At 37.9% G+C, this 18,949-nt stretch carries 16 protein-coding genes; 11 read left to right on the forward strand and 5 right to left on the reverse strand.

The features are described from left to right. Window positions 1–37: 37 nt before the first annotated feature. Genes bioD through bioB form a run of 4 tightly spaced genes read right to left on the reverse strand, consistent with a single transcriptional unit; the run spans window position 38 to window position 3,721 of the window. Window positions 38–736 (reverse strand): dethiobiotin synthase, encoded by a 699-nt coding sequence (gene bioD, locus PPBDW_RS09775; RefSeq protein ID WP_036795169.1) that lies wholly within the window; start codon window positions 734–736, stop codon window positions 38–40. Then, complete coding sequence (bioC, locus tag PPBDW_RS09780; RefSeq protein WP_036795170.1) at window positions 729–1,553, reverse strand: malonyl-ACP O-methyltransferase BioC; 825 nt, start codon at window positions 1,551–1,553, stop codon at window positions 729–731. The genes bioD and bioC overlap by 8 nt, the downstream gene beginning before the upstream one ends. Then, window positions 1,543–2,682, reverse strand: coding sequence for an 8-amino-7-oxononanoate synthase (gene bioF, locus PPBDW_RS09785; RefSeq protein WP_036796427.1), 1,140 nt, complete (start codon window positions 2,680–2,682; stop codon window positions 1,543–1,545). The genes bioC and bioF overlap by 11 nt, the downstream gene beginning before the upstream one ends. Then, complete coding sequence (gene bioB, locus PPBDW_RS09790) at window positions 2,669–3,721, reverse strand: biotin synthase BioB (protein WP_036795171.1); 1,053 nt, start codon at window positions 3,719–3,721, stop codon at window positions 2,669–2,671. Before bioB ends, bioF begins: the two co-directional genes overlap by 14 nt. A gap of 210 nt (window positions 3,722–3,931) precedes the next feature. On the opposite strand from bioB, the gene bioA reads away from it, so the two are divergent. The 7 genes from bioA (at window position 3,932) to PPBDW_RS09825 (ending at window position 12,152) form a co-directional block, all read left to right on the forward strand. Further along, window positions 3,932–5,194: an adenosylmethionine--8-amino-7-oxononanoate transaminase gene (bioA, locus tag PPBDW_RS09795; protein ID WP_036796428.1), complete on the forward strand. Its 1,263-nt coding sequence runs from the start codon at window positions 3,932–3,934 to the stop codon at window positions 5,192–5,194. A gap of 165 nt (window positions 5,195–5,359) precedes the next feature. Then, window positions 5,360–5,923 (forward strand): LON peptidase substrate-binding domain-containing protein, encoded by a 564-nt coding sequence (locus PPBDW_RS09800; RefSeq protein ID WP_036795173.1) that lies wholly within the window; start codon window positions 5,360–5,362, stop codon window positions 5,921–5,923. 612 nt (window positions 5,924–6,535) lie between these two features. Next, complete coding sequence (locus PPBDW_RS09805; RefSeq protein WP_036795175.1) at window positions 6,536–8,116, forward strand: L-lactate permease; 1,581 nt, start codon at window positions 6,536–6,538, stop codon at window positions 8,114–8,116. A gap of 86 nt (window positions 8,117–8,202) precedes the next feature. Beyond that, window positions 8,203–8,922: a (Fe-S)-binding protein gene (locus tag PPBDW_RS09810; protein ID WP_036795177.1), complete on the forward strand. Its 720-nt coding sequence runs from the start codon at window positions 8,203–8,205 to the stop codon at window positions 8,920–8,922. 12 nt (window positions 8,923–8,934) lie between these two features. Then, window positions 8,935–10,350, forward strand: coding sequence for a LutB/LldF family L-lactate oxidation iron-sulfur protein (locus tag PPBDW_RS09815; protein ID WP_036795179.1), 1,416 nt, complete (start codon window positions 8,935–8,937; stop codon window positions 10,348–10,350). Window positions 10,351–10,361: 11 nt separating this feature from the next. Further along, the gene (locus PPBDW_RS09820; protein WP_036795181.1) at window positions 10,362–11,105 is read left to right on the forward strand and encodes a LutC/YkgG family protein; all 744 of its coding nucleotides are present in this window, start codon (window positions 10,362–10,364) and stop codon (window positions 11,103–11,105) included. 144 nt (window positions 11,106–11,249) lie between these two features. Next, entirely contained in the window at window positions 11,250–12,152 is a 903-nt protein-coding gene (locus PPBDW_RS09825) for a LysR family transcriptional regulator (RefSeq protein ID WP_036795182.1), read from the forward strand. Here PPBDW_RS09825 and mlc read toward each other — a convergent pair. Then, entirely contained in the window at window positions 12,149–13,363 is a 1,215-nt protein-coding gene (gene mlc, locus PPBDW_RS09830; protein WP_036795183.1) for a sugar metabolism global transcriptional regulator Mlc, read from the reverse strand. The two genes, PPBDW_RS09825 and mlc, sit on opposite strands and share 4 nt — an antisense overlap. A 283-nt stretch (window positions 13,364–13,646) precedes the next feature. Here mlc and queE point away from each other — a divergent pair, with 283 nt between their 5' ends. The 4 genes from queE to PPBDW_RS09850 all read left to right on the forward strand — a co-directional run bounded on the left by queE (window position 13,647) and on the right by PPBDW_RS09850 (window position 18,946). Beyond that, complete coding sequence (gene queE / locus PPBDW_RS09835) at window positions 13,647–14,315, forward strand: 7-carboxy-7-deazaguanine synthase QueE (RefSeq protein WP_036795184.1); 669 nt, start codon at window positions 13,647–13,649, stop codon at window positions 14,313–14,315. 261 nt (window positions 14,316–14,576) lie between these two features. Further along, window positions 14,577–15,977, forward strand: coding sequence for an asparagine--tRNA ligase (gene asnS / locus PPBDW_RS09840; protein ID WP_036795185.1), 1,401 nt, complete (start codon window positions 14,577–14,579; stop codon window positions 15,975–15,977). Window positions 15,978–16,164: 187 nt separating this feature from the next. After that, entirely contained in the window at window positions 16,165–17,469 is a 1,305-nt protein-coding gene (locus tag PPBDW_RS09845) for a GGDEF domain-containing protein (RefSeq protein WP_036795186.1), read from the forward strand. Between the two features lie 190 nt (window positions 17,470–17,659). After that, on the forward strand, window positions 17,660–18,946 hold the full coding sequence (locus PPBDW_RS09850; protein WP_036795189.1) for a GGDEF domain-containing protein: 1,287 nt from the start codon (window positions 17,660–17,662) through the stop codon (window positions 18,944–18,946). Window positions 18,947–18,949: the final 3 nt, after the last annotated feature.

Here is an 18,949-nt window from a genome sequence, read left to right on the forward strand (position 1 = left end):
ACATTACGTGCCTTTTGTTGCTTTTACTAACCCAGATTTAATTTAATACAGTTAAATCGATATATTTAGCCAAACGATCATTCTTGTTAACAACTATTCCTTGTTTACTCATTGATATATATGGAATCTCAGCAATTTTCTTCCCCGGCAATTGTTGCTCTAGCCATGTTATCATGGCAGCATAATTATCCGTTGTTGGATGCACTTGATTGGCAATCCAACCAACAATTGTTAATCCATCAGCTTGAATAGCTTCAGCGGTTAATAAAGCATGATTTAAGCATCCAAGTTTAATACCCACCACTAAAATAACCGGTAATTGTTCTTGCTTTACCCATGATGAAAGATAATCACCATTATTTATAGGGACTCGCCAACCACCAGCACCTTCAATAAGCACGCATTCAGATTTAGTCTTAAGAGCCGCTAACCCTTGCGACAACACACTAAATTTAATTGCTTTATTTTCTTCAGTTGCAGCAATATGAGGTGAAACAGGACGATAAAACGTATATGGATTAACTTCGTCATATGTCACTACAATAGATGATGCTTGTTGGAGTAACAATGCATCACTATTACGTAATCCTTGCGCTGTATTATCACTACCAGATGCAATCGGTTTATAGCCCACCATAGCAAAACCTGCCTGTTTAGCAGCATTTAAAATGGCACAACTACAGACAGTTTTCCCTACATCGGTATCAGTACCAGCGACAAAATAGGCTTTATTCATTGATCAATACTCCAAAACATACTTGATAAGTTGCTGGTAATAGGCCACTGTCTAAACGAAAACGTTCATATGCATCTTCTAAATCAATGAATGTCTGTCGGCCAATAAGTCCTGATTGTCGCTGTTGCTGTAAGTGTGTAGCACCAATACCTTTTAAATCTTTCATTAATTTCATCGCGGTTGGGTAATATACCGTTATAGGTTTACATTCTAACGCTTCAATAACTAAACCTGACCGAGCAATTTCTGCTGCAATAACATGTTGTGATTTAAACGTATTAACATGTTGCTGAGTATCAATTTGTGACCATGCTTGTTTTAGCTCACCTAATGAGCCATCAATAAGAGTAGTAAAAAAAATCCTCCCCTCAGACCGAACGACTCGTCGTAACTCTCGCAATGGCACACTTAAATCATCGCACCATTGCAAAGCTAGATTACTAAATGCAAGATCATAACTATTATCAGCCATCACAATCTTTTCAGCATCCGTTTGTAAATATTGGCAATCTTGCCCGCATCGTTGTTGAGCTTGTAACAACATTGCCGTAGAAAGATCTGCAGCAGTAACAGCAAAACCTTGTTGATGCAGCATTGCACTGAAATAACCCGTTCCGCAACCGAGATCAATCACTCTCGGCGTTGATATAACAGAAGATCTTGTCGGCATTAAAGATAACAATTGATGCCCAACCTGTCGTTGAAATGCAGCAGATTTATCGTAATGTTGGGCTGCACGTCCAAATGCATTTGCAATAGCTTGTTTCTTTGATAGATCAATTGAGAATGCAGATTTATCTATTAAGCTATCCAACATCAACCACCTCATTAATAGCAACCGCCAACTGCCGAATATCAGTTTCATTATGATTAGCTGTGAGTGTAATTCGCAAACGTGCACTGTGCGGCGGCACTGTTGGTGGACGAATAGCACCGACCTTAATACCGCGTTGCTGTAATTGAGTAGCAATCGCCATTGTTTGACTACTATCACCAATAATGATCGGTTTTATCGGTGTGATCGTTGGCATGAGGTCAATACTATTATCAAGGTAATGATCCAAGTGTGCAGACAGCACCTGCAATTTTTCTCGGCGCCAAGATTGAGTTTGAATCAAAGAACACGCCCGGCTTAATGCGACCGCTTGCGCTGGTGGCATCGCTGTCGAATAGATAAAATGTCGAGCAAATTGAATTAAATATTCTGCGGTCTCTTGACTGCATAAGACAGCAGCACCTTGTATTCCAAATGCTTTACCAAAGGTAACAACTAATATATCAGCTTTTATTCCTGCCAGATGACAGCTACCTTGTCCTGCTTCGCCTAATACCCCACAACCATGAGCATCATCCACCATCAGCCAACTTTGATGCTGCTCTGTTATTTGTCGTAATAATGCCAGCGGTGCACAGTCGCCATCCATGCTGAAAACACCTTCAGTCACAACCAATGACGCAGCATCAACTTCAGCATTCATTGTCGTCAATTTACGAACCAGAGCAGTAATATCATTATGTGCAAACCGCTTCATTTTTGCAGGTGATAACATGCCAGCTTCAATTAAAGAGGCATGATTAAGCTTATCTTGAAAGAGATGATCTTGTGCCTGTAATAAAGTAAATAACACCGCTTGATTAGCACTAAAACCACTGTTAAATAACAGTGCCCGTTGATACCCTAGCCACTCAGTTAATTGTTGTTCTAAATCAGCATGTGGGGGCTGAAAGCCAGTAACTAAGGGTGAGGCACCACTTCCAGCGCCATATTTACCCAATCCAAATTGCCATGCCGCTATAATTTCAGGATCTTGTGCTAAACCAAGATAATCATTACTAGCAAAATTCAACCATTGCGGATTTTCCTCAACACATTTTAATTGTCGGTAAAGCCCTTGTTGGTGGCGCTGCACAAGCGCTTGTTGGTGACGCTGATTAAAGAGAGGCATCATAGAAAATGTCATCTTTGGTTGGGCGTGCTGCAACACGTTCTGCAACTTGGGCAAAAAGTGCTTCTGCTTGAATATCATCAGGCTTAGCCGTTTGCTGCTGGCTATTAATACCTAGCTTGGCAAATAATTGCATGTCCTTATCCTCACCAGGATTTGGTGTGGTTAATAATTTACAACCATAGAACACTGAATTAGCCCCAGCCATAAAGCACAACGCTTGCATTTGCTCATTCATATCCTCACGGCCAGCAGAAAGCCTTACTGCTGATTGAGGCATAATGATACGAGCGACCGCAATAATACGAATGAAATCAAACGGATCGACATCTTCTGCATTTTCAAGTGGTGTGCCTTTTACTTTCACCAGCATGTTAATCGGTACGCTTTCAGGATGAACCGGTAAATTGGCTAACTCCACCAACAATCCAGCGCGATCTCGTGCACTTTCTCCCATGCCAATAATGCCACCAGAACAAATTTTCATCCCAGCATCACGCACATGCGCTAAGGTATCTAATCGATCTTGATAAGTGCGCGTGGTAATCACATTACCGTAGTATTCAGGAGAGGTATCAAGATTATGGTTATAATAATCCAATCCAGCAGCAGCTAAAGTATTCGCTTGATCAGTGGTGATCATACCTAATGTCATACACGTTTCTAAGCCTAACTTCTTAACGCCTTGCACCATATCAAGTAAGTAAGGCATATCTCTATCTTTAGGATTTTTCCATGCCGCACCCATACAAAATCGAGTCGCACCTGATTGCTTGGCTTTTATCGCAGCATCAAGTACTCGATCAACTTCCAATAAGCGTTCTTTCTCTATATCAGTGCGATAATGTGCACTTTGAGGACAATACTTACAATCTTCAGGACAAGCGCCAGTTTTAATTGAAAGCAAGGTGCTAACTTGTACTTGATTAGGCTGATGAAATTGACGATGAATTTGTTGCGCTTCAAACACTAAATCCATAAACGGCTTATTAAATAAAGCCTGTACTTCCTCAACGGTCCAATTACAACGAACTTCCACAATGCGTCCCTCTTTTTATGCTTTATTGTTAATATATTGAAATAAATACAATAACGATGTAGAGCCATTACCGATTTACGACAGGTTGCGTGATAAATAACCAACCAGACATTTGATTGCCTTTTAGATGTTGGCTAGTCTACTAACAGCACGTAAACTGTCAACCACAAAACATAAACTTGGTTTACAACAGTGCATAAAGAAAACAATATTGACCTTAATTTTGACCAACAGCATATTTGGCACCCTTATACATCAACCATTACACCGCTCCCTTGTTACCCTGTCACTGAAGCTCATGGCGTATACCTTACCCTTGAAAATGGTACTCAATTAATCGATGGCATGTCTTCATGGTGGTCTGCTATTCACGGTTATAACCACCCACAACTAACTGCTGCGGCAAAAACACAACTCGATAAAATGTCGCATGTGATGTTCGGCGGCATTACCCATCAACCAGCGGTTGATCTATGTAAGAAGTTAGTTGCAATGACACCTCAAGGATTAGATACCGTTTTTCTTGCTGATTCAGGTTCGGTAGCCGTTGAAGTTGCACTTAAAATGGCGTTGCAATACTGGCATGCTAAAGGTGAGCCTAGATCCAAGTTTTTAACCCTCAGTCACGGTTATCATGGAGATACTTTTGCCGCGATGTCAGTGACCGATCCCGATAACTCCATGCACAGTATTTATAAAGGTTTTTTACCAGAACATATTTTTGCTAACTCCCCACAATGCAATTTCTGGGACGAGTGGAATGAAAATGATATTAGTGATTTTTCCAATAAATTAGCGCAACACCACCAGCAAATTGCCGCCGTTATTTTAGAACCTATCGTACAAGGTGCTGGAGGAATGCGGCTGTATCATCCAACCTATCTACGTCGAGTACGCAAATTATGTGATGATTATGGGGTATTATTAATTGCAGATGAAATTGCCGTCGGTTTTGGACGAACAGGAAAACTATTTGCCTGTGAGCATGCCAATATTAGCCCTGATATTATGTGTGTTGGTAAAGCTCTCACTGGCGGGTATATGACATTATCGGCAACCATCACTCATAAAAAGATCGCAGATACAGTATGCAGTGGCGATGCTGGGTGTTTTATGCATGGGCCAACATTTATGGGTAATCCCCTCGCTTGTGCCGTTGCTAATGCTAGCCTTGAAATACTAGAACAAAACAAATGGAAACAACAAGTTGCAGACATTGAAGCACAACTTGCTAACGAGTTACCTAAAATTGAAACACTTGAAAAAGTAAAGCAGGTACGCTGGTTAGGTGCTATAGGAGTGATAGAATTACATCAAGCCGTGAATATGACTGAAATTCAACAGGCTTTTGTTAATGCAGGCGTATGGATTCGTCCTTTTGGTTGCTTCGTTTATATTATGCCACCCTATATTATAACCTCAGCCCAATTATCATGTTTAACTCAAGCGATATATCAAATATTAAACACATAATGCTACTTTACTAAGCAGCCTTTTATTTTACCGCAGTATCATAAAGCAGACATTATTCTATTTTAGTCTGCTTATACTGATTAAAGGTGCCCGACCAACATAATAATAATGATATATCGAGCGACCATTTACTTATGTTTAAACACATTAGCTAGGGTTATCATTATGCAATTACCTCTCTTCCCTCTGGATATTTACTTATTGCCCAATGGTATTTGCAAATTACGTATTTACGAGCAACGTTATATTCGATTAGTAAAACTAGCGACGACCAATCATCATGGCTTCGGGTTATGCATGAAAATTGATGATACTTTGTGTCATTTTGGGACTCGCGCCATTATTACCGATTTTGATCCCCTCCCCGATGGCTTTATGAGTATTACCATTAAGGGGGTTGAGATGTTTTTAATTAATAATCATTGGCAAGATAGTGACTATCTTTATGTCGGTGATACTTCGCCAGTTCCAAACTGGCATAGCAAAGATATAAACTTTATCGATCAAAACATCTCAGATAACTTAAAACAACTCTTCCAACAGCACCCAGATCATGCTCGTTATTATCCCGAGCCAAAATTTGATGATATTACATGGGTATGTCAACGATGGCTCGAAATTCTGCCATTAGAAGTGAATCAAAAGCAATGGTTTATGAGTCGCAACGACTGTAGTGCCGCGTTATCTTTTCTACATACGGTGATCAATAATAATGCTAGCTTAAAATAAGTCTATTTCTCTACAACCACGCATAATCCACCCAGCCACTTATGAGTGATTGTTTCTTATTTTTAATAGAAAATGACATAACGTTCAAAAAGAATATAAATATATTATTATTTACTTCATTAAATATATTTCAAGCTTACCAAATAACGTTTATTATATTTCAATTAACTATATTAAATGCATTCTTAATCGTATTAACACTAATTTTCACGCTTAAATAATCACTGTAGTGATAATCATTATCTTTAATAAAAAATAACTAATATCTTCATTAAAATAAATACCTAAAATATTAGCTTATGTATGCAAATATATTGTTTCCAATAGTGATATAATCATGATCTTTACCTACTGAGCATAACGTTATAACGTATTGATTTTTTGGGACTAATTAAAAATTCATCACCTACTATATTTATATTCACATCACATTTAATTGATAAGTATGATAAATACAGAAAAAAAATAGATAGAAAGTTTCTTTTTCCTGCCTACAATAATCTCCCCACTGAGGTTATCAGTAAAAAAAATACTATTCATATAGTAATAATAAATAAAAACAAAAATCGTCTATTGAAATACGGAATAAGACGACTCAGTCAGGGAAAAAATATGCTTAATCTAGCTATATCGATCATTCCAATTTTATTATTAATTTGGATGATGACAAAGAAAAATGCACTACCATCACATATCGCATTACCTTTAACCGCAATAATTATTGGTATTTTACAATTAATTTATTTTGGCACTAGTGGACGGCTATTAACTGCAAATATTATTTCTGGCACTTTATCAGCAATTACTCCTATTTCGATTATTGCTGGTGCGATTTTATTAAATCGTACCCTCTCAGTTTCAGGCTGTGAAGATGTCATAAAACAATGGTTAGAAGGTATTAGTAAAAACCAGATTGGTCAGCTAATGATCATTGGTTGGGCATTTGCTTTTATGATTGAAGGAGCATCTGGATTTGGTACACCAGCAGCAATTGCAGCGCCGATTCTTGTTGGATTAGGTTTTAATCCGCTACGCGTTGCAATGTTAGCGTTAGTAATGAACTCAGTACCAGTATCTTTCGGTGCTGTAGGTACACCAACATGGTTTGGATTCGGTAACTTAGGGCTTTCTGATACGGAATTACTGCATGTGGGAAGTTTATCCGCAATCATGCATACCGTTGCAGCAATAGTGATACCCGTTATTGCTCTGAAATTTATTGTTAGCTGGCAACAAATTCGTCGCAACATTATTTTTATTCAGCTCAGTATTTGGTCATGCACACTCCCTTATGTCTGGTTAGCACAATGGAACTATGAGTTCCCTGCTCTGATTGGTGGTGCCATTGGCTTAACCTTATCAATACTTTTTGCGCGCTATAACGTTGGCTTAGAAAAAAAGGATATCACAGAAGAAAATACAACGGATTCTTTACCGTTTGGGCGTGTATTTAAAGCGATGGCACCAACCCTATTGTTAATTGTTATCTTAATTGTTACTCGAATTAAACAATTAGGACTAAAGGGAATGTTAAATGATGCAACGCCAATGTGGAATATTCACTTAGGATTTGCCGACTTGCATATTAGCCAAGCTCTAATTATTCACATAAACCAAATTTTAGGCACTGATACAGCATGGGCATACAAAACACTTTATGTACCAGCATTAATCCCGTTTTTCTTGGTCGTGTTCGTCTCAATTCCTTTTCTAAAAATGAGTTCACATCAAGTAAAAGCTGTATTTAGTGATACTGCATCACGAATAAAGACCCCTTTTATCGCCCTTATTGGTGCGTTAATTATGGTGAAATTCATGATGATTGGCGGTGATCATTCACCAATTATGACTACTGGTAATGCCTTTGCAGATCTCTTAGGTAAAAATTGGCAATACTGTGCCGCGTATCTTGGTGCTTTAGGTGCCTTTTTCTCAGGTTCAGCAACAGTTTCCAATCTTACTTTTGGTGCGATTCAACAAAGTATTGCTCACACTGTCGGTCTACCAGAAACCATCATTCTTGCCTTGCAATCTGTCGGCGGTGCGATGGGTAATATGGTGTGTATAAATAATATTATCGCAGTATCAGCCATACTTGGTATTGCGAATAAAGAAGGCTACATCATCAAACGAACAGTTATTCCTATGGTTTTATATGGCGTAATTGTCGCTATCGTGAGTACTTTTCTTTAATCGGTTAACGAAAATAGGTTTACGCGCTGTACAACAGCCGTAAACCAATAATATCTCAGGCGCCTTTACGCCACTGGAGCAATAAAATGAAGGTAAACTTTTTTGTCACTTGTCTTGGCGATACCGTAAAAGCAGAGGTTGCTAAAAAGACCGTACAACTGCTTGAACAACTAGAGTGTGAAGTGATCTTTCCTGAACGCCAAGGTTGTTGTGGTCAACCCGCACTAAATAGTGGCTATATAGAAAAAAGCAAACCCGCAATGAAAAGCATGATCGAAGCTTTCGAAATCAACGATTATCCGATTGTGACACCTGCAGGTTCATGTGCCGCTTCTGTAAAAAAGTATCCACATTATTTAGAAGATGAGCCGGAGTGGGCAGCACGAGCGAAAAAAGTTGCTGACCGTTTATTTGAGCTAACCCAATTTGTTGTACGTCAATTAGGCGTAGAAAATGTTGGTGCTCGTCTTGAAGGTAAAGGTGTTTATCACCCCTCTTGTAGCCTTATCCGTAAATTAGGCGTACGTGAAGAACCGCTTATTTTACTGAATAACGTTGAAGGGCTTGAACTACTACCCATTGATAACCAAGAAACGTGTTGCGGTTTTGGCGGTACATTCTCAGTCAAGATGTCTGAAATTTCAGGTGAAATGGTGACAGAAAAAGTACAACACATTAGTGCTGTAAAACCTGACTTCTTGATTGGTGCTGATATTAGCTGCTTACTAAATATTGGTGGTCGTATTAGCCGTGAAGGTCAACCTATTAAAGTAATGCACATTGTTGATGTGCTGATGAGTCGTTAAGAGGTCATTATTATGTCAATGAAAACTAGCAACGTTAAATTTAAAGATCGTATTCATCTAAAAATGAAAGACGAATCGATGCGTGCCGCCGTTGCCAACGCACAAGAACGGATGTTCAAAAGTCGTGCTGTTGCCGCTGAAAAATTAGGTAATTGGGAAGAGTGGCGTGAAATGGGCATGGATATTCGTAACCATGTGCTTGAAAATCTAGACTACTACTTACAACAACTTAGCGAAAATGTAGAAAAAAATGGTGGTCATGTATTCTTTGCCGCCACAGCAGAAGATGCAACCAATTACATCGAAACTATTGTTAAGAAAAAGAACGCAAAGAAAATTGTAAAATCAAAATCAATGGTGACCGAAGAAATCGGCATGAACCAAATGATTCAACGCAATAATTGTGAAATCATCGAGACCGATTTAGGCGAATATATTCTACAAGTTGACGATTGCGATGCGCCATCGCACATTGTTGTACCAGCATTACACAAAAATCGTACTCAAATTCGCGAAGTGTTCAAAGAAAAGCTCGGTTATGAAGGATCATCGGATCCTGAAGCAATGACCCGCTTTGTCCGTGAGCATATTCGTCATGACTTCCTTGAAGCGGAAATCGGTATTACTGGCTGTAACTTTGCCATTGCCGAATCAGGTACTGTCACCTTAGTTACTAACGAAGGTAACGCTCGTCTTGCAACTAGCCTGCCTAATACACATATTGCTGTCATGGGTATGGAGCGTATTGTTCCTACGTTTGAAGAGTTTGATATTGTTGCAAGCCTACTTTGTCGTAGCGCAGTTGGCTTACCGTTAACAGGTTACGTTACCGCGCTAACCGGTCCTCGTGAAGATGATAACTGTGACGGCCCTGAAGAGTTCCATTTAGTTATTGTTGATAACGGTCGCTCAAAGATTTTAGGCTCAGAGTTCCGTTCAATACTTCGTTGTATCCGCTGTGCGGCATGTGTTAACACTTGTCCAGCTTACCGTCATATTGGTGGCCAATCTTACGGTTCAATCTACTCAGGCCCAATTGGTGCCGTATTATCACCACTACTTGGCGGCTATAAAGACTTTAAAGACTTACCTAACGCTTGTAGCTTATGCCGCGCTTGCCATGACGTTTGTCCAGTGAAAATCCCACTGTCTGATTTATTGCTAAAACATCGTCAAATTATGGGTGAAGAAAAAATCACCGCTCCAGCTGAGCGTGCAGCTATCACTGGCTTTAACTTTGTCAATTCCCACCCTTTCATCTGGGATAAAACAGTTAAAATGGGCGCAATTATCGCTGGAAAACTGATTAAAAATGGCAAATTACCGTTCAAAGTTGGCTTGCTCAATGCTTGGACACAAACTCGTGATTTACCCGAACCTGCCGGTCAATCATTCCGTAGCTGGTTCAAAAATAGAGACGACAAATAAGGGGCTTCCGCATGTCAGAGCAACGCATTTTTAACCGCGATAGTTTCCTTGATAATATCGCCAAACAACTTGGTCGTGAGCGTATAACTACACCTGTAGCTCGCCCAAACTTAAAATATAACTGCCACAAAGACGTTTTTGCTGATAAAAGTTCAGATGAGCTAAAAAACATTTTAGTTGACTACACTGAAACGACATTAGCATCACAAGCAGTTGTTACAACTAAAGATAAGCTCACAGAAACACTACGTAATGTATGTTTCCAATATTGCACAGATAATGGTGAAGGGCTAAATCCTATCGGTGAAACTATCTTTACAGCAGATAATCGTCTGCTAGATATCATAAATCCGAAAGATTTGACTGAAAAACAGCACAGTGTTTATATTTGGGATCATAGTACAGGCTACGAGGCAAATATTGCAGTTGCAGAACGAGCTAAAGTCGGCGTAGTATTTGCCGAACAGGCATTAGCAGAATCAGGCACAATGGTACTTTATAGCCAAGCTGCGCAAGGTCGAGCTGTAAGTTTGCTCCCTGAAGCGTCTGTTTTTATTGTACCTAAAAGTAATATTGTCCCTCGCTTAACCCAAGCGACAGAAGTATTACATCAAAAAGCACTTAATGGTGAACGTATACCATCATGTGTTAATTTTATTTCAGGTCCTAGTTCGACAGCAGATATCGAGCTGATCAAGGTTGTTGGTGTGCATGGGCCCGTCTTTGCCACCTACATCATTATTGATGATATGTAATTTTACCTATCACCAATAGTGATAATCAAACTAGCAGGATGCTAGTGGTTAAGCACTTAAACGGGAATATGAAAAAACGCAGTTATCGGACTGCGTTTTTTTTCGCGTATAATTCGGCAATAAGCCGACTATTGGAATAATGACATGCCAGCCATTGATGATCTCGTTCTTTTTACTCAAGTTATTGAACATGGATCGTTCAGTAAAGTTGCTGAACTCAATAACATCACTAAATCTGTCGTCAGCAAACGCATTAGCAAGCTTGAGACGAGTTTAGGACTACAACTTATTTATCGAACCACTCGTAAACTAACACTTACTGAACCGGGTGAAGTACTCTATCATCGAGCTAAAAGTATCAGCAATATTGCACAAACCGCTTTTGATTCAGTGACGGGTTATAGTGAAGCACTCTCAGGCAAAATACGCATGTCAGTCCCGACGATCTCAGGTGAATTAGTACTGGCCAACGCGGTCTCTACTTTTTGCCAAAAACATCCAGGGCTAACAGTTGATATGTCGCTTAATAATCATTTTGTTGATCTGGTTGCTGATAACTATGATCTGGTTATTCGTACAGGCTATCTTGAAGACTCAAGCCTGATTGCGCGACATATTTTTAATTCTCGGTGGGTTATCTGCGCTTCTCCTAGCTACTTTGAGCAACATGGTATACCTGAGACACCAAAAGCATTAAATAGTCATAATTGCTTAGGCTACAACCCTCAAAGTTCAGGGCCATTTGATTGGCAATTTATTCGCCAAAATAAAATTTATACCCATAAAGTAAGTGGTAACTTCTCATCTGATAATGCCGCTGCATTAAAAAAAGTCACGCTAGCGGGCAATGGCATTGCATATTTACCAACGTGTTTAGTGTATGACGAATTACAACAAGGGCAACTGATCGAAATCTTAGCAGCGCATGCTGGTAAAGTTGTCGGTATCTATGCTGTTTACCCTTATACCCGTAAACCAGCCAAACGTATCCAAGCTCTTATTGAACATATACGAGAGAGCTACATGGAAATTAAAGAGCAATTTTAGCCATCAACAAGTTTCATTAGTAAATGGCCATCATACAGCGCTTGTTTTACTAGAGCCGCACCAGGCATGGTTGCTTGAGTATAGAAACAACTTTCTTGAAGTTCTAAATCGCGATTATAAATAGGCAGTGTTTGAGCGATAATACATTCCATAATCGCCGGATATAATACCGATTTAGCGCGATTTAATTCGCCCCCAATTAAGATCCGTTGCGGATTAAACAAATTCACCATAATCGCTATCGCTTGGCCTAGGTGATGCCCAAGATCAATAATAATTTGACGAGCAAGAGTATCGCCAGCAACGGCAGCATCGCAAATGGCTTCAATGGTCAATTTGGATGCTGTTAATATCGACGTGTGCCCTTCTTGTAAACGGACTAATGTTTGCTCCAATACCGCAGATAAACTCGCAACCGTCTCTAAACATCCATGATTACCGCAAAAACAGCGTTTACCATAAGGTTTAATCTGAATATGTCCAAGCTCACCAATATTACCAGTACGGCCTTGAAGCACAGTATCATCTAAAATAATCCCCGCTCCAACACCGTGATGCACTGATACTAAAATAGAATTTGATATACCTCGTGAATTACCAAACAACTTTTCGGCTAAAGCCCATGAACGAGTATCATTGCCGACAAATACTGGTAACCCTGTCGCCTGATGAATGACATCACTCAATGGTAAGTTTTTTATGGTGTAATGCGGCATCTGTAACACAATACCTTCAGCTGCATTCACTAACCCTGGTAATGAAACGGCAATTGCTGAAATACGATCAAGAGCACTGACGTGATTGGCAAAAAAAACATTAATTTCAGTCAATAATTTAGCAACGACATCATCTTGCTCTAATTGCTTAATATTTTGACGTTCTTCAACTAATATATCACCACTCAATGAATGCAAGGCGATGGTTAAATAGCCTCTGCCCAATCGGATTGATAAAAACTGCCAACCCTCATTAGCAGGAACTAGTCCTATTGCAGGTCGTCCTCGACTAGTAGATTCTTGATATTGTGTCTCTTTTATCAAATGCGCTTCGATTAATTCACGGGTGATTTTTGTAATACTTGCGGGTGCTAATTGACTACGCTTAGATAATTCAATCCGCGAAATAGGTCCGTAGAGATCAATAAGTTTATATACGCTCCCGGCATTATTTCTTTTAATATGATCAATATGACCTGGCTGAGCGACGTACATGTCGATACTCCTAGGGGAAAACAGTGATAAATATCATTTAGTTTCTAATTTTTTTACTTTGCGAACTAATTGTGAAGTGTCTTGTACTCAGGACGTGACAGGCGTCACGAGGAATCCTTAAAGACTTCCGCTTTCGCTTCTGACATAATAATAAATCGACATTTCGTCGAGTATAAATTCGACTAGCAAATTTAATCTCTGCACGTACTTTTACTAAACGGCATTTATTATGATGTCTAAATTGTAATGACAAGAGTAGCAGTAAGAGAATACGAGGTTCCACGTGTACAAAATAAATGAAGTCTTCGAAACCATTCAAGGTGAAGGTGTATTCACCGGCGTCCCAGCTATTTTTGTTCGTTTACAAGTCTGCCCTGTTGGTTGTTCATGGTGTGATACTAAACAAACATGGGCAGCTGAACCTGAAGATTTAGTCAGCGTTGAACGCATCATGGTAAAAACAGAAGACTCTCCACTTTGGACACAACTTGATGCTAATGGCGTTGTCGATCTATTAATAAAGCAAGGCTATACAGCCAAACACGTGGTAATCACTGGTGGTGAGCCTTGCATCTATGATCTACGTCCGCTCACTGCTGCATTAGAGACAGCAGGCTTTAATTGTCAAATTGAGACCAGTGGTACTTCAGAGATCTTAGCCAGTGATAATACTTGGGTTACGGTATCACCAAAAATAAATATGAAAGCAAAATTGCCAGTATTAACATCTGCTTTAGCTCGTGCTAACGAAGTTAAACACCCAGTTGGTACTCATAAAGATATTGATCAATTAGACGCTCTGCTAGCAACGGCAACATTACGTAACGATGTTACTATCGCCTTGCAGCCTATCAGCCAAAAGCCACGCGCAACTGAATTATGCATTTCAACTTGCATTACCCGTAACTGGCGTTTATCAATCCAAACTCATAAATATTTAGCGATTGCTTAACACCAACTCATTACTCACCATAATGTAGTTCAACAAATAATAGTGCAATGATAAGACTTAGTTTGCTTATCATTGCCAAAATGATCATTTCTTAACCAACCCCATGTATAAATTACCTCTTTCCCACATCAATTTATCAATCTAATGAGATCAATGCTTGATGCTTGACGTAAGAAAGGTAATATTACTTATACAACGATATCTTTAAGCACGTAATACTTTAATTCCAAAGTGAGTGCCTAAACGGAGAATGACTTAAACATGACTTACGCGCCTGTAACAGACGTATTAAGCGGTAAGCTAGCAGTTGACAGTGAAATTACTGTCCGTGGCTGGATCCGTTCACGTCGTGATTCCAAAGCTGGAATTTCTTTCCTTGCCATTTATGACGGCTCTTGTTTCGACCCGATTCAGGCCGTGGTCTCTAATGAGTTAAATAATTACCAGGAAGAAGTACTTAAATTAACAACAGGTTGCTCTGTTGAAGTCACTGGTACTATTGTTGCCTCTCCTGCTAAAGGTCAAGATTTTGAGCTAGCAGCAACAGCCGTTAAAGTTGTTGGTTGGGTAGAAGATGCTAACACTTACCCAATGGCAAAAACACGCCACTCAATTGAGTATTTACGTGAAGTTGCACACCTACGCCCACGTACTAACGTAATTGGTGCTGTAGCACGTGTTCGTAACTGCCTATCACAAGCAATTCACCGTTTTTACCACGAGCAAGGCTTCTTCTGGACGTCATCACCACTAATCACATCATCTGATTGTGAAGGTGCAGGTGAAATGTTCCGTGTATCAACGCTTGATCTAAACAACCTTCCTTTGGATGACAAAGGCAGCGTTGATTACGATAAAGATTTCTTTGGTAAAGAAACGTTCCTAACAGTTTCTGGCCAATTAAATGCAGAGGCTTATGCGTGTGCATTAAGCAAAGTTTACACCTTCGGTCCAACATTCCGCGCTGAAAACTCAAATACGAGTCGTCACCTAGCAGAATTCTGGATGGTTGAACCTGAAGTTGCTTTTGCTGATCTAAACGATGTCGCAAAACTAGCTGAAGATATGCTTAAGTACGTTTTCGCCGCTGTTCTTGAAGAGCGTCGTGATGATCTTGAGTTCTTTGCTTCTCGCATTGATAAAGAAGCTATCACTCGTCTTGAGCAATTTGTTAACGCTGATTTCGCACAAGTTGATTACACTGACGCAATCCAAATTCTTATTGATTCTGGTAAGAAATTTGAATTCGACGTTGAGTGGGGTATTGATATGTCTTCTGAGCATGAGCGTTACCTTGCAGAAGAACACTTCAAAGCACCTGTTATCGTTAAGAACTACCCGAAAGACATTAAAGCTTTCTACATGCGCTTAAATGATGACGGTAAAACTGTTGCTGCTATGGATGTTCTGGCACCAGGTATTGGTGAAATCATTGGTGGTGCACAACGTGAAGAGCGTTTAGACATTCTTGATGCACGTATGATTGCGATGGGTATCGACCCTGAACATATGGGCTGGTACCGTGATTTACGCCGTTATGGCACTGTTCCTCATGCAGGATTCGGTCTTGGCTTTGAGCGTCTAGTTTCTTACGTAACAGGTATGAGTAACGTTCGTGACGTGATTCCATTCCCACGTACACCACGCTCAGCAAACTTCTAATTTTTATATTAAATTAGACGTCTAAAAAGCCACTTTCGAGTGGCTTTTTTATTGCAATCATATGCTACAAGTGAATATAAAATACCCATAAAACTTATAATTATTGCTTTAATTTCAAAAATGGATTAAATTTCGAAAAACAATTCATGCGCAGAATATATAAGCTGCTGATGCAACGAAGTATCCTATGAGAACAAGTAATAAAAATACTAATCAGCACCCTCTTACCCTATTGAAAATTTTTGCTTTATTTTTTTGCATGTTCTCTAGTCTTTATTTAATTTATAATATCTATCATATTGAAAAATTTCATCAAAAATATATTACTAAAATTCAAGCTGTATATTCCTACACCCGTCGTTTTGGATCATATTACGACAATTCCCCAGAAGAATATAAACACAAAAGTATCTATACAACAGGTAATGTTTCATTAATTGTTAATACAAAAAGTAAAGTAAAAATACTTTCCGACGGCATAAGTAAATTACGTTCAGAATTAAACCAACTCACTAATAATAATATTTGGACGATTGCCGTATTTGAAAACCCTGCTGACTATGCTCATTTTGATCCTATCAGACCAGAATACTTGGATCAATTTGATAAATATGGTGAAAATTCTGTTATGCATCGCATAGTTGAACGAGAGGGTTTAACAAATACTTATCAATCTTTTTATGGCTGTAATCTCAAACTAACTGAAAGTTATATTGAAGATGGCTCACAAACGAGAATTAGAACCCTTTACTACCCTATTTATAATAAAATGCATCTTGATGCATTATTAGCTATCGATATAAAGACTAAAGTTTTTTCTGAAGCTCTAAAAAAATATAATAAGAGTTATTTAACAATGATCAATATGAATGACAATAGTAATATTTATAAAATAAAAGGGTTACTTCCTTGTTCACAATTAAATCCTATCAGTATTGGTATTAATATCTTATCTGTATTTAAAGTCGTCTTTTTTCCTGCTTTATTATTAACTATTTTATATAGCTACTTTAATATTTATTTAGTTAAAAAAAGACATAATATACAACGAGATCAAATGACAAACTTTTATCGTCGTGATTATTATGAAAAAAAATGGTTAAAACAGCGTAATTTTAATTTATTAATAATAGATATTGACCATTTTAAAAAAATTAATGACACCTATGGTCATGAAGTTGGTGATGATGTTATACGTCACGTTGCACAACGAATTAATAATTCTATTCGAAATAAAGATATTGCAGTTCGTTGGGGAGGCGAAGAATTTATCATTACTTTTACAGATATGACTCCTCCACAATTGCATATTAAAGCAGGACAAATCTGCCATTCAATAGCGTCAGTTCCTATATTAAACCTTAGTATTACGGTTTCTATTGGTGGTATATCTGCAACAGATATTAATTTTAATGATGCTTATAAAGCTGCAGATAAAGCACTGTATGTTTCCAAAAATCAGGGAAGGAATCAGTACACCATTGCTGAATAATCCTATAAATGACTATATAATCATCAATTTAGATAATGAGACTCTGATAAATGCCCTTATTATTCCACAGAGGTATTAAAACTATATCAATAAAAATCCTTTATGGTTATGATGTGTATTTTTCATTTTAATCTATGATATGAATATATAAAATGCAGCCTCGACGACTCTTTAGTACCTATGGATAGTAATGATTATAAATTTAAATAGCTTTTTAAAAAAATCACTTTCAAATTTAAAGCTTTTTACTTTATTTTTCATTGTTTGTTCTAGCTTATATCTAATTTATAATATTTTTAATATTAATAAATTACATCAAAAATATATTACTACATTAGAGAATGTTTATTCAGGTGCGCGTCGATTTGGTTCATTTTATAATAATACTGGCACAGAGGATTTAAAAAAAGGGCAATATTTATTTAATGGTGTTTCTGTAGTCGTAAATACACCAACGCAAGCTAAAATATTATCTACAGGTATAAATAAACTACGTTTACAAATAAATAAAATAACTGAAAATCATATTTGGACAGTGGCTGTTTTTGAAACTTCGGCGAAATACTCACATTTTGACCCACTTAGATCTATTTATTTAAAACTCTATGACCACGTTGTACTTAACTCTATTGTTAAAAATGAAGGCCTAACAGATACCTATCAATCATTTTATGGTTGTAATATAAAATTAACAGACATATATAAAGAACAAGGTACAAATGAAATTCTTCGTACTGTTTATTTCCCTATATATAACAATAAAAAACTAGACGCTTTATTAGCTATTGATATTAATAACTCAATATTCAAAAATATATTAAAAAAATATAACCGTAATAAAATAACAATTATTAGTATGAAAGATAATAACCTTTATCAAAAAAGTGAGTTATTACCATGTTCAGAAGTTGATCCTATTAATTTAGGGATTAATTTTTATACTTTGTTTAAATTCACCTTTTTACCCTCTATATTATTAATGTTTTTATACCACTCACTAACAAAGCTCATTGCTAATAAAAATTATATTTTACGTTATGACCAAATGACTCGCTTTTATCGCCGTGATTACTATGAAGCAAAACTGCTGAATCAAGCTGATTTTAATTTATTGATCATCGATATAGATCACTTTAAAACAGTCAATGATACCTATGGCCACGAAGTTGGTGATGAGGTTATTCGTGGGGTGACAAAACGCATTAATAATTGTATCCGTAAAAATGATATCGCGATTCGTTGGGGTGGAGAGGAATTTATGCTTTCTTTTCCAAAAATGAATAGTGAACAACTCACAAAAAAAGCACAACAAATTTGTGACTCAATTGCGTTATATCCTATATCAGATATTGATATCAGCGTTTCCATTGGCGGAATTAGCGCAACGAGTATACATTTTAACGATGCTTATAAAGCCGCAGATCAGGCTCTTTATCATTCAAAAAATAATGGCCGTAATCAAGTTACCATTATTTAAATA

The organism is Photobacterium kishitanii (assembly GCF_000613045.3).
Classification (GTDB): Bacteria; Pseudomonadota; Gammaproteobacteria; order Enterobacterales; family Vibrionaceae; genus Photobacterium; species Photobacterium kishitanii.